Genomic DNA, 12,524 nt, shown 5'->3' with positions numbered 1-12,524 from the left:
GTTAGCCGCCGCCCATCTTCTTGTAGAACGCGCCCACGATGGGTGCGACGATCGCGCGCGGCGCGTACTGGCTGGCCGCCGACATCGCCTTCGACGTCAGACCCGGCACGATGCGCATCTTGTTGCGCGCCAACGCATCCAGCGACTTCTTCGCGGTGTAGGTGGTGGAGATCCAGAGGAATTCGGGCACCAGCTTCTCGACGAGAGACGCATCCGCGGGGCCGGGTAACTCGTTACGCACCGGCCCGGGCGCCAGAACCGTCACGTGCACACCGGTTTTGCGCAGCTCGCCGCGCAGCGACTCGCTGAAGGTGTTCGCGAACGCCTTCGTCGCCGCGTAGGTCGCATTGTTGGGGATCGGCGAATTCCCTGCTGCGGAGCCGGAAATCAATATTCCGCCGGCCTGGCGCTCTAGCATGCCGGGCAGCACCGCCAACACCATGTCGTGCACCGCGACCGCGTTCAGCTGCACCTGGGCCCGCTCGACCTCCGGGTCGAGACCGGAAACCGGGCCGAATGTCGCCGTTCCGGCGTTGGCGCACAGGATCGAGATGTTGCGAGTGGCCAACTCGTCGACCAGTTTTGCGCGATCGGCGGGGTCGGAAAGATCGCATGCGCGCACTTCGACCAGGACGCCGTGCTTCTCGCTCAGCTTGGTGGCCAGCGCGTTGAGCATGTCCTCGCGGCGCGCCGTGATGATCAGGTGGTGGCCTTGAGCGGCCAATTCGGTGGCCAGAGCCTCACCAATGTTCTGTGAAGCTCCGGTGACAACTGCGCGCGCGTCGGGACTGGGAGCGGGTACCGGCATGCGCCAATGGTAGACAGACCAACGATGTCTGAATCCAACGGTGACGATTCGCGGACTCCCAAGCGGTCTCAGGTGCTGGCATGGGCCCTCTGGGATACCGGCTCGGCCGGGGTGACCGCGGTCGTTCTGACGTTCGTGTTCTCCGTGTATCTGACCACCGCCGTCGGCAAGGGCGCACCAGGGGGCGCGACGCCGGCCAGCTGGCTGGGGCGCGCGCTGGCCATCTCCGGGGTGCTGGTCGCCCTGCTGGCGCCGATGATCGGCGTGTGGGTCGACGATCCCCGGCGGCGACGGATCACGCTGACCGTGTTGACCGGTCTAGTGGTGGCGTTGGTCAGCACGATGAGCCTGGTTCGCGAAAGCCCGGGATACCTGTGGCTCGGCCTGGCTCTCCTCGGGATCGGCGCCGCATGCGGCGATTTGGCGAGCGTCCCGTACAACGCGATGCTGCGCCAGCTCTCGACGTCGCGAAACTCCGGCCGCATCTCCGGGTTGGGCCTGACGGCGGCATTCATCGGAAGCGTCGGCCTGCTGCTCGTCGTCATGTTCGGCTGCATCGCAGGCGACGGCGCCACCCGCGGATTCCTGCACCTCCCCGCCGCCGACGGGATGAACATCCGGATCGCGATGCTGGTGGCCGCCGGATGGTTCGTGGCGTTCGCCACCCCGCTGCTGCTGACCGCGCACCGGCTACCGACGGCGGTCGAGGCGGAGCGTCGCGGGCACGGCGCCCTCGGCGGCTACCGTCAACTCTGGCGGGACCTGGTCGCGGAATGGCATCGCGACCGCAACCTCGTCTACTACCTGCTGGCCGCGGCGGTGTTCCGGGACGGATTGGCGGGCGTCACCCAGTTCGGTGGGGTGCTCGGCGTGAAGGCCTACGGAATCGACCCCGCCGTCGTGCCCATCTTCGGGGTGGCGTTCTGCGTGGTCGCGGCGATCGGGGCGGTGGCGGGCGGATTCCTGGACGACAGGATCGGCTCGAAGCCGGTCATCATCGGCTCCCTGTCCAGCATCCTTGCCGCGGGCCTGGCGATGATGCTGCTGTCCGGGCCGGGCGCCTTCTGGGTCACCGGTCTGCTGCTCTGTTTGTTCATCGGGCCGGCGCAGGCGTCCGCGCGCACCCTGTTGCTCCGCCTGTCCAGCGAGGGCAAGGAGGGCGTAGCTTTCGGTCTCTTCACGATGACCGGGCGAGCGGTGACTTTCGTTGCGCCGCTGCTGTATTCGATCTTCGTCGATCAGTTCCACGCCGAGCGGGCCGGCATGGGTGGCCTGCTTCTTGTGGTGGCTGTCGGCTTGGTTGCCTTGCTGATGGTCCGCGTCCCGCGCCGGGCCTAGCCGTTGCCGTTGCAGATGGTCAGGCCGACTCCGCTGCGCTGATTGATCTCGACCCCGTCGACCGTCACCGAGCACGTGACGTCGTGGCCGATGTTCACGATCGTGACGTTGGGTGTGCGGCTGCCGGATTCGGGCAGGCTGACTTCCTTGATCCACGGCAGCGCCACGTTGAACTCGGTCTGCATCATCCCGTCGTTGTCGACATAGGTGATGCTGATCGCGCGGCCGTCGCCGCTGACGTTGTAGAGCACGGTCTGCATCGAGCCGGGGTCGACGGGCTGGCTCGGCTCAGTGGTGGCCTTGTGCGATGGCGAGCGCGGGACGACCGGGATCGGCCGGGGCGAACTCGGTGACGACGGCAGCGCCGGCACCGCCGTCTGCTTGCTGGCCGTGCCGTTGGCGATCACGAGCGCGATCACCAATCCCGCCACCAACAGCACCGCCGCGCCCGCGGCGATCCACAGCCAGCGCGGCGCCTTGGGCTTGTCCGGATCGAGGTCCTGCGGTGTCGGGCCCGTAGACGGCTGACCGTGCTGCCAGTACTGCGGCAGGCGGTCGGTCGGGTTTGCCGAGTTGGGGTCTTGCGACGACCGCGGGTAGTACGGCGGCGGGTAAGAAGGCTGGCCGCTGTAGGCAGGGTCGATTGGCGGCCGATAGGACTGCTGCAACCGCTGAGTTTGCTCGGTCCGCTCTTGGGTCGAACGGGTGTTTTCGGGGTGACGTCGATCGCTCATGCCCACCTCATTTCTGCAGGGTACCTGCAGCGCAACCATCGATGCCGAAACGTCTGATGAACAGTGAAAATGCTGGTCATGGCGGCACGCGGCGTGGTGATCAGACGGGTGTCAGGCGAAGCGACGCCGGAGCGCTCGCCGGCACGATCGGGTGCCGCGGTGGCACCGGCGCAACGGGTCGGTAGCCGGCGCCGGGTGCGGGTCGGGGATCGGGCTCGCCGTTGTTCGGCCACAACGCCACCGCCCGTTCGGACATCGCCGTGATGGTCAGCGCCGGGTTGACGCCGAGGTTGGCGGTGATCGTCGAGCCGTCGATGACATGCAGGCCCGGATGCCCGTACAGACGGTGATACGGATCGACGACGCCGGTGGCGGGCGAATCCCCGATGGGGCAGCCGCCGATGAAGTGCGCGGTGGTGGGCCGGCCGATCAGATCGAAGTAGTAGCCGCGAGCATCCCCGTCCAGCTTCTGGGCGGTACGCCGGGCGACGTCGTTGGCCGCGGGAATCCAGTTCTGGTTCGGCGCGCCGACGCCCTGGCGGGACGCCAGCTTCCGGCCGAAGAGGCCGCGTCTGAGATACGTCGTCACCGAATTGTCGAGGTCCTGCATCACCAGAATGGTGATCGACCGCTCGGCCGCTCGGCTCACATCGAACGCGCGCAAAAAAGCGGCCGGATGACGCAGATTGGTCCCTATCCATCTCGCCAGGCGATGCTTGTCGCCGTCGATCAGGGTGGTCGCCAGCAGGAACCCCGAGTTGCTGCCCTTGCCCAGATGGAACGCCTCGGCGTGGGTGTGCTCGTCGGGACGGATCGACGATGTCCCGACGACACCTTGCGACAGGTCGGTACGGGTGCGCGAGGAGACGATCAGGGTGGCTTCGGAGTTGGTCCGGGCCAGCTCGCCCAGCCGCGGCGAGATCCCTGGCAGAGATCCCTTGGCCCGCAACCGATGCAGCAGCTCCTGGGTGCCGATGCTGGCGGCGGCGAAGACGACCTGATCGGCACTCCAGATTCGGCGCTCCTTGCTGAACCAGCGGCCGCTGCGCACCGTCTCGACGAGGTAACCGCCCGTGGGAGATTCGCGTACATCGATAACGGTGGTCATCGGATGGATCTGCGCGCCAGCCTTTTCCGCGAGATACAGGTAATTACGTTCGGTGGTGTTCTTCGCATTGTGCGGACAGCCGGTCATGCATTGCGAGCAGAAGATGCATCCGGCCCGCTCGGGGCCGGCGCCTCCGAAGTAGGGGTCGGGCACCGTCTTTCCCGGTTCGCCGAAGAAAATCCCGACGTCGGTCGGTTGGAAAGTGTCCGCGACACCCAGGTCCTCGGCAACCGCCTTGAACGCCTCGTCGGCCGGGGTCAGCCGCGGATTCGTTGCGACGCCCAGCATCCGCTTGGCCTGGTCGTAGTACGCCGCCAGCTCGGCTCGCCAGTCGGTGATCGATGCCCACTGCGGGTTGTCGTAGAACGTCTGCGGCGGTTCGTACAGGACGCCGCCGTACATCAGCGAGCCACCGCCGACGGCGATGAACGTCTGGACGAGAACGTTCTTCAGCGCGGTCAATTGAAGGGGACCGATCATGCCGAAATGCGGGCGCCACGCGACTTTTCGGGTGTGCTCCGAGTTCGGCGGGTGGTCCTCGGGCGCCCAGCGGGCACCCTTCTCGAGCACGCCGACGCGATATCCCTTCTCGCTCAACCGGAGTGCCGCCACCGACCCGCCGAAGCCCGACCCGATCACAAGGACGTCGTAGTCACGACTCACTGGCGTCTCCTCAACGTGAAGGTGACGTCGAGAATATCGCCGGGTGCGTTGGCGCGGTGCGGGTATCGCCGCGGTTTCCCGCGTTAACCGGCCGGCGAGCCGACGGAGAGTGCGGCCACCGTCATCGCCCGCATCACGGCCCGGGACCGCGCGGCGCCGTCGGGCTTCAGGCTGTGCGGGGTGGAGTTGAGGAGCCCGAACGCGGCATGTGCCATCAGCCTGGCGTCCGTCTCGGCGAGCCCGGGATCGATCTGGCGCAACACCCCGACCCACACCTCGACGTATTGCCGCTGGGCCCGTCGCACCTGACGCTCGGCGCCGACCGGCAGGTAGGCGAGGTCGCGATCCTGGATGCGGATCAGGTCCGGCTCGCCGAGGGCGAAGTCGAGGTGGAAGTCGATCAGGCCGTCGAGCGCCGCGGCGGCGTCGGTTTCGCGCGCGCGCACCTCGCGGGCGCCCGAGAGCAGGCGCGTGCTGATCCCGACGAGCAACTCGACGAGCAGCGACTCCTTGTTGGGGAAGTGCCGGTAGATCGCGGGTCCGCTGACCCCTGCCGCGGCGCCGATGTCTTCGAGGCGCACCGCCAGGAATCCGCGCTCGGCGAACAGTCGCTCGGCGGCGGCCAGCAGTTGCAGCCGGCGATCGGATTTGGCTCGGCTACGGGGGTTCGGCGCCGGGTGGTCGTCACCGTGCTCGGCCGGGGCGGACGCTGCCATCCAGCCTCCCTGGACAGTTCGGTTAATGGCCACTAACATATCACGAGTTAGTGACCATTAACCGAAATTGGCGTGTGATCGATGACCTCACCGGCGGAGAACCGCAGCGCGCACGACACCCTCGTGGGGCAGTTGCGCGGCAAGCTCGCGACGGCCGCACTCGGTGGCTCGGAGCGTTCCCGCGCCCGTCACGTGGATCGCGGCAAGCTGCTCCCGCGCGACCGCGTCGATGGCCTGCTCGATCCTGGTAGTCCCTTCCTCGAGATCGCACCGTTGGCCGCCGACGGGATGTACGACGATGAATGTCCCGGCGCCGGCATCATCACCGGCATCGGCCGGATCTCCGGTCGCGAGTGCATGATCGTCGCCAACGACGCGACGGTCAAAGGTGGCACCTACTATCCGATTACGGTCAAGAAGCATCTGCGCGCCCAGGAGATCGCCGCGCAAAATCGCCTGCCGTGCATTTACCTCGTCGACTCCGGAGGCGCGTTCCTGCCACGGCAGGACGAGGTGTTTCCCGATCGCGACCACTTCGGCCGAATCTTCTACAACCAGGCCAATCTCAGCGCGCAGGGCATCCCGCAGATCGCCGCGGTGCTCGGATCCTGCACCGCAGGCGGCGCATACGTGCCGGCGATGAGCGACGAAGCGGTGATCGTGCGCAACCAGGGCACCATCTTCCTGGGTGGCCCGCCGCTGGTGAAGGCCGCGACCGGCGAAGTGGTGTCGGCCGAGGATCTCGGTGGGGGAGAACTGCATTCGAAGACATCCGGTGTCACCGACCACCTCGCCAACGACGACCGTGATGCGTTGCGCATCGTCCGGAACATCGTGTCGACGCTGGGTCCGCGCGAGCGGCCGATCTGGGACGTGCTGCCCGCGGCAGACCCGATCGCCGACCAGTCCGAGCTGTACGACGTGGTCCCGGTCGATCCGCGCATCCCGTACGACGTGCACAACGTCATCACCCGGATCGTCGACGGTGGCGAATTCCAGGAATTCAAAGCCGAATACGGCACCACGCTGGTCACCGGCTTCGCGCACATCCACGGCCATCCGGTCGGCATCATCGCCAACAACGGCGTGCTGTTCTCCGAATCCGCGGTCAAGGGAGCGCATTTCATCGAGCTCTGCGACAAGCGGATGGTGCCGCTGCTGTTCCTGCAGAACATCTCGGGCTTCATGGTCGGCCGCGAATACGAGGCGGGCGGCATCGCCAAGCACGGCGCCAAGATGGTGACCGCGGTGGCGTGCGCGCGAGTACCAAAGCTGACCGTCGTGATCGGCGGATCCTATGGCGCAGGCAACTATTCGATGTGCGGGCGGGCGTACTCGCCGCGCTTCTTGTGGATGTGGCCGAACGCGCGGATCTCCGTGATGGGTGGCGAACAGGCCGCGTCGGTGCTCGCTACGGTGCGTGGGGAGCTGACCGCCGAAGAGGAGGAAGCGTTGAAGGCGCCGATCCGTGCCCAGTACGAGCATCAGGGCAACCCGTACTACTCGACGGCCCGGCTGTGGGACGACGGCGTGATCGATCCCGCCGACACCAGAACGGTTGTCGGACTAGCGCTTTCCGTGGCATCCACCGCACCGGTCGACCCGGTGTCCTACGGCGTCTTCCGGATGTGACCGCGATGGGATTCCATACAGTTCTGGTGGCCAACCGCGGCGAGATCGCCGTCCGGGTGATCCGCACGCTCAAGGCGATGGGTATTCGGTCGGTTGCGGTCTACAGCGACGCCGACTCCCATGCCCGCCACGTCGCGGAGGCCGACGTCGCCGTGGCGATCGGCCCGGCGGCCGCGCGGGAGAGCTACCTCAACATCGCCAAGATCGTCGACGCGGCGGCACGCACCGGCGCGCAGGCCGTGCACCCCGGCTACGGATTCCTTTCGGAGAACGCGGAATTCGCCGCGGCCCTCGACGCCGCCGGCATCGCGTTCATCGGGCCGCCGGTCGGCGCCATCGAGACCATGGGTGACAAGATCGCCGCCAAGAAGACCGTGTCGGCTTTCGACGTGCCGGTCGTTCCCGGCCTCGCGCGTCCCGGCCTCAGCGACGACGAGTTGATCGCGGCCGCCGACGAGGTCGGCTACCCGGTCCTGGTGAAGCCGTCCGCCGGAGGCGGCGGCAAGGGCATGCGCATGGTCGAGGAGCCGGCAGACCTGCCCGCCGCTCTGGTGAGCGCCCGCCGTGAGTCGGCCGCCGCGTTCGGCGACGACACCCTATTCCTCGAGCGATTTGTACTGCGGCCCAGACACATCGAAGTGCAGGTGCTGGCCGACAACCACGGCAACGTGGTGCACTTCGGTGAGCGGGAGTGCAGCCTGCAGCGCCGCCACCAGAAGGTGATCGAAGAGGCGCCGTCGCCGCTACTCGACGCCGAGACCCGCGCCCGGATCGGCGCCGCCGCCTGCGACACCGCCCGCAGCGTCGACTACTCCGGCGCGGGCACTGTCGAATTCATCGTCTCCGCCGACCGTCCCGACGAGTTCTTCTTCATGGAGATGAACACCCGCCTGCAGGTCGAGCACCCCGTCACCGAACTCGTGACCGGCTGGGACCTGGTCGAGTGGCAGGTCCGGATCGCCGCGGGGGAGAAGTTGACCGTCGAGCAGGGCGATATCGCGTTGCGCGGCCACGCGATCGAGGCCCGCGTCTACGCCGAGGATCCGGCGCACGGCTTCCTGCCCACCGGCGGTGACGTGCTGGGGTTGAAGGAATCCCATGCCGACGGCGTGCGCAACGACTCCGGTTTGTCTGCCGGGACGGTAGTCGGCAGCGACTACGACCCGATGCTCGCGAAAGTCATCGCCTACGGCCCGGACCGGGCCACGGCGCTACGCACCCTGGATCGCGCGCTGGCCGACACCGCGGTGCTCGGCGTCGTCACCAACATCGAATTCGTCCGCTTTCTGCTGGCCGACCCCGACGTGGTCGCCGGTCGGCTCGACACCGGTCTGCTGGACCGCCGGGCCGGCGACTTCGTGGCCGCCGAACCGTCCGACGCGGAGTTCATCGCCGCGGCGGCTTACCTATGGCTGCAACGCTTCCCGGCCGCAGGGGCCGACCTGTGGACGGTGCCGTCCGGGTGGCGGGTCGGCCGACACGCGCCGGTTGGCGTCCGGCTGCGCTCCGGCGAGCGCACCGACCATGTTCACCTCGTCGGCAGTCCGGACGCCGCCGAGGCCCGCGTCGAAGATGGCGAATCCCGTTCGCTGCGAGTGTCTTTGGTTGGCGATCAGCTCACCGTGGCGCTCGACGGGTTGCGGACGACCTACACCGTCGCGGCGCAGGACAGTGCGGTCTGGTTGGCGGGTGAAGGCGTCGTCGCCGTGCTGGAAGAAGTGCGCGAGGCGTCGGTCCGCGCGGATGAAGAGCATTCGGGCGATGCCGAGTTGACCAGCCCGATGCCCGGCGCGGTCGTCGCTGTCGGCGTCGAGAACGGCGCAGAGATCGCGGCCGGCACGGTGGTCGTCACCGTCGAGGCGATGAAGATGGAGCATGCGCTGCCCGCGCCCGTCGATGGCGTGGTCGAACTTCTTGTCGCCGTTGGCGATCAGGTGAAAGTGGGCCAGACGCTGGCCCGAATCCAGGCAGAGGACAAGACTGATGAGTGACTTCCTGTCGACCGGGACGCTCCCGGACGAATACCAACAATTGGCCAAGACCGTCCGCGACTTCGCCCAGAGTGTCGTCGCCCCCGTCGCCGCCAAGCATGACGCCGAGCACTCCTTTCCGTACGAAGTTGTCGCGGGCATGGCCGAGATGGGGTTGTTCGGTCTGCCGTTCCCGGAAGAGTGGGGCGGCATGGGCGGCGACTACTTCGCGCTCTGCCTGGCGTTGGAGGAACTAGGCAAGGTCGACCAGAGCGTCGCGATCACGCTGGAGGCCGGCGTCTCGCTCGGTGCGATGCCCGTCTACCGATTCGGCAACGACGCGCAGAAGCGAGAATGGTTGCCGCTGTTGGCCAGTGGGCAGGCGTTGGGCGCGTTCGGGCTGACCGAACCAGGTGGCGGCACCGACGCCGGCGCGACGAAGACCACCGCGCAACTCGACGACGGCCACTGGGTCATCAACGGCTCCAAGCAGTTCATCACCAACTCCGGCACCGACATCACCAAGCTCGTCACCGTCACGGCGGTGACCGGTGACCGGGACGGCAAGAAAGAGATCTCGTCGATCCTGGTGCCCGCTCCGACAAAGGGATTCACCGTCGAGCCCGCATACGACAAGGTCGGTTGGAACGCCTCGGACACCCACCCGCTGAGCTTCGACGACGTGCGCGTGCCCGAGGAGAACCTGCTCGGCGAACGCGGCCGCGGGTACGCCAACTTCCTGCGCATCCTCGACGAGGGCCGGATCGCGATCGCGGCGTTGTCCACCGGCGTCGCGCAGGGCTGCGTCGACGAAAGCGTCAAGTACGCCAAGGAGCGCGAGGCGTTTGGACAGGCGATCGGCCGCTACCAATCCATCGCGTTCACCATCGCGCGGATGGAGGCCCGAGCCCACACCGCCCGCACCGCCTACTACGACGCCGCGGCGTTGATGCTGGCCGGAAAGCCGTTCAAGAAGCAGGCGGCGATCGCCAAGCTGGTGGCCAGCGAGGCGGCGATGGACAACGCCCGGGATGCCACCCAGATCCACGGCGGGTATGGGTTCATGAACGAGTTCACGGTGGCCCGGCACTACCGGGACAGTAAGATTCTCGAAATCGGCGAGGGGACAACAGAAGTGCAGCTGATGCTGATTGGCCGCGAGGTCGGCCTGTGAGTGAGGAATTTCGCGAAGTCGTCCAGAGGGGCTTGTGGTTCGAGGAATTCGAGACCGGCGTGCGTTATCTGCACCGCCCGGGCCGGACGATCACCGAGGCCGACAATGTGTTGTTCACGACCCTGACGATGAACACCCAGGCGCTGCACCTCGATGCGGCGTTCTCGGACGCGCTGCCGCCGTTCAACCAGCGGCTGGTCAACTCGATGTTCACGCTGTCGACGCTCGTCGGCCTGTCGGTCGCACAGCTAACCCAGGGCACCATCGTCGGCAACCTCGGGTTCTCCGAAATCGCCTTCCCCAAGCCGCTTTTCCACGGCGACACGCTGTACGCCGAGTCGGTCATCCTCGAGAAGCGCGAATCCAAGAGCCGGCCGGGCGAGGGCATCGTGACCTTTGCGCACACCGGCCGCAACCAGCACGGCGACGTGGTCGCCACCGCACACCGCAAGACCATGGTGCGGATGCGTCCCGCAGAGGAGCATGACTGATGCCGCTCAGCAACCCCGGCCCCGCGTGGTTGTTCTGTCCGGCCGACCGTCATGAGCGCTACGAAAAGGCCGCCGCGGCAGCCGATGTCGTGATCCTCGACCTCGAGGACGGCTGCGCGGCCGCCGACCGGCCCGCCGCCCGCAAGTCACTGATCGACGTCCCGCTCGACCCGTCGCGAACGGTGGTGCGCGTCAACCAGTTCGGCACCGAAGACCAGAAGCTGGACCTGCAGGCGCTCGAGAACACCCCGTACGACACCGTCATGCTGCCGAAATGCGAAGCGGTTGAACACGTCAGCGCCCTCGCGTCGCTGCACGTGATCGTGCTCGTCGAGTCGCCGCTGGGTGCCCTGATGGTCACCGAGACCGTACGGGTCGACAACGCGATCGCGGTGATGTGGGGTGCCGAGGACCTGTTCGCCGTGCTGGGTGGCACGGCCAACCGCTACCCGGATGGCAGCTACCGGGAAGTGGCCCGTCATGTTCGCTCCCAGTCGCTGCTGGCGGCCAAGGCGTACGGCCGAATCGCGCTGGATTCGGTCTATCTCGACATCAAGAATCTCGACGGGCTACGCGGCGAGGTGGACGACGCCGTCGCCGTCGGCTTCGACGCGAAGATTGCCATCCACCCCAGCCAGGTTCCCGTGATCAGGGCCGGTTACGCGCCGTCGCAGAATCAGATCGATTGGGCGCGAAAGGTACTCGCCGCCGCCGTCGATGAGCGGGGCGTCTTCGCCTTCGAGGGGCAGATGGTGGACGCTCCGGTGCTGCGACGTGCCGAGCGGATCGTGCACCTGGCAGGAGAGCCGGGGGCTTAGCGAATTCGGTTGCCGCTACTTTCGTTTGGCCGCGGCCAGCCGGGCCGCGAACTCCGGCGACTGAATCGAATGGGCCTGCGGCCCGATCTCGGTGTTCTTGGCCTGCTCGTGCAGGTCGGTGTCCAGCGACCCCGGGTTGGCGGTTGCGCGCATGGTGGCTTTGGTCGCGAGCACCACTTCACGCGGCGCGGACGCCGGACCGGCGGCCAACTCCAGCGCCGCGGCCACCGGGTCGTCGGCCACGCTGAGTGCAAGGCCGTGCCGCACAGCGGATTCGGCGTCGAAGCGCATGCCGAACAGCAGGGCCGCCCGGGCCACCTGAGGCCCGACGCCGCGGTGCAGCATCCACGTCGCTCCGCCGCCGGGATGGATGCCCAACTTCTGAAAACGGGCGTCGAACAACGCATGTGGGCCCGCGATGCGTACGTCGGCGGCCAGCGCCAGGTTCAGGCCGGCGCCGACCGCGGGGCCGTTCACGGCCGCGATCGTCGGCAGCGTGCACTGGCCGACGGCCATGAAGCCGTCGTACAGCAGGCGCAGACCTTCCTCGGCGGCGCTGCCCAGCGCGCTGAGATCGGCCCCGGCGCAGAACGCCTTGCCTGCGCCGGTCACGACGACGGTGTGCACCTCGGGGTCGGCCTCGGCGCGCTCCACAGCGACCCGCAACAATGCGGACGATTCGGCGGTGACGGCGTTGCGGCGGTCGGGGTCGTTGACGGTGATCAGCGCGACGCGGTTCTCCACGCGATATAAGACCAGCTCAGGGGACATCAGGCACCTCCGCGAGTTTGTCGAACGACATGCGCCACATGTATCCCGTTGGTCACAGGAGCATCTGATGCATCAGCCTTTCAGTGCCCCCGGCAGGATTCGAACCTGCGACCACAAGATTAGAAGTCATGTGCTCTATCCAGCTGAGCTACGGGGGCCGAAGACTCCAAGCGCAGGTCAGTGTAGCCAACGTGAAATCTGGGTATAGACCGTCCGCAACGCCGCTGGAAATGTTGTTGGCAATACGTCTAATTGGGCTAATGTGAGGCCCGCCACACACGTACGCTACCCACGGCCATGC

General features: G+C 67.2%; 11 protein-coding genes and 1 tRNA gene. 6 read left to right on the top strand and 6 right to left on the bottom strand.

Annotated features, from left to right (window positions below; translation table 11 throughout):
* Nucleotide 1 precedes the first annotated feature (1 nt).
* A complete protein-coding gene (cmrA, locus tag PT015_RS08905) occupies nt 2-808 on the bottom strand; it encodes a mycolate reductase (RefSeq protein ID WP_285190263.1) in 807 nt (268 codons plus the stop codon).
* A gap of 24 nt (nt 809-832) precedes the next feature.
* Between cmrA and PT015_RS08900 the strand changes: the two genes are divergently transcribed.
* Nucleotides 833-2,146 (top strand): MFS transporter, encoded by a 1,314-nt coding sequence (locus tag PT015_RS08900; RefSeq protein WP_285190262.1) that lies wholly within the window; start codon nt 833-835, stop codon nt 2,144-2,146.
* Here the strand turns inward: PT015_RS08900 and PT015_RS08895 are convergent.
* From PT015_RS08895 to PT015_RS08885, 3 genes are all read right to left on the bottom strand, one after another.
* Nucleotides 2,143-2,880 (bottom strand): MmpS family transport accessory protein, encoded by a 738-nt coding sequence (locus PT015_RS08895; protein ID WP_285190261.1) that lies wholly within the window; start codon nt 2,878-2,880, stop codon nt 2,143-2,145. The genes PT015_RS08900 and PT015_RS08895 overlap by 4 nt on opposite strands.
* 100 nt (nt 2,881-2,980) lie before the next feature.
* The gene (locus PT015_RS08890) at nt 2,981-4,651 is read right to left on the bottom strand and encodes an FAD-dependent oxidoreductase (RefSeq protein WP_285190260.1); all 1,671 of its coding nucleotides are present in this window, start codon (nt 4,649-4,651) and stop codon (nt 2,981-2,983) included.
* An 83-nt stretch (nt 4,652-4,734) separates the two neighbouring features.
* Nucleotides 4,735-5,367, bottom strand: coding sequence for an SACE_7040 family transcriptional regulator (locus PT015_RS08885; RefSeq protein WP_285190259.1), 633 nt, complete (start codon nt 5,365-5,367; stop codon nt 4,735-4,737).
* A gap of 81 nt (nt 5,368-5,448) precedes the next feature.
* Between PT015_RS08885 and PT015_RS08880 the strand changes: the two genes are divergently transcribed.
* The 5 genes from PT015_RS08880 to PT015_RS08860 are packed head-to-tail and all read left to right on the top strand — an operon-like array spanning nt 5,449 to nt 11,452.
* Entirely contained in the window at nt 5,449-6,999 is a 1,551-nt protein-coding gene (locus PT015_RS08880) for a carboxyl transferase domain-containing protein (protein WP_285190258.1), read from the top strand.
* 5 nt (nt 7,000-7,004) lie between these two features.
* Complete coding sequence (locus PT015_RS08875) at nt 7,005-8,990, top strand: acetyl-CoA carboxylase biotin carboxylase subunit (RefSeq protein WP_285190257.1); 1,986 nt, start codon at nt 7,005-7,007, stop codon at nt 8,988-8,990.
* Nucleotides 8,983-10,143, top strand: coding sequence for an acyl-CoA dehydrogenase family protein (locus PT015_RS08870; protein WP_285190256.1), 1,161 nt, complete (start codon nt 8,983-8,985; stop codon nt 10,141-10,143). Before PT015_RS08875 ends, PT015_RS08870 begins: the two co-directional genes overlap by 8 nt.
* Nucleotides 10,140-10,634, top strand: coding sequence for a MaoC family dehydratase (locus tag PT015_RS08865; protein WP_285190255.1), 495 nt, complete (start codon nt 10,140-10,142; stop codon nt 10,632-10,634). The genes PT015_RS08870 and PT015_RS08865 overlap by 4 nt, the downstream gene beginning before the upstream one ends.
* Nucleotides 10,634-11,452: an HpcH/HpaI aldolase/citrate lyase family protein gene (locus PT015_RS08860; protein WP_285190254.1), complete on the top strand. Its 819-nt coding sequence runs from the start codon at nt 10,634-10,636 to the stop codon at nt 11,450-11,452. The genes PT015_RS08865 and PT015_RS08860 overlap by 1 nt, the downstream gene beginning before the upstream one ends.
* Nucleotides 11,453-11,467: 15 nt before the next feature.
* On the opposite strand, the gene PT015_RS08855 is transcribed toward PT015_RS08860, so the two are convergent.
* Entirely contained in the window at nt 11,468-12,223 is a 756-nt protein-coding gene (locus PT015_RS08855; protein ID WP_390887959.1) for an enoyl-CoA hydratase, read from the bottom strand.
* Nucleotides 12,224-12,307: 84 nt separating this feature from the next.
* A tRNA-Arg gene (locus PT015_RS08850) sits at nt 12,308-12,381 on the bottom strand.
* Between the last annotated feature and the right edge of the window lie 143 nt (nt 12,382-12,524).

The organism is Candidatus Mycobacterium wuenschmannii, from assembly GCF_030252325.1.
In the GTDB taxonomy this organism is placed as follows: domain Bacteria; phylum Actinomycetota; class Actinomycetes; order Mycobacteriales; family Mycobacteriaceae; genus Mycobacterium; species Mycobacterium wuenschmannii.
The sequence above is the reverse complement of the archived record's forward strand: the minus strand, read 5'-3'. Positions and strand labels throughout refer to the sequence as shown.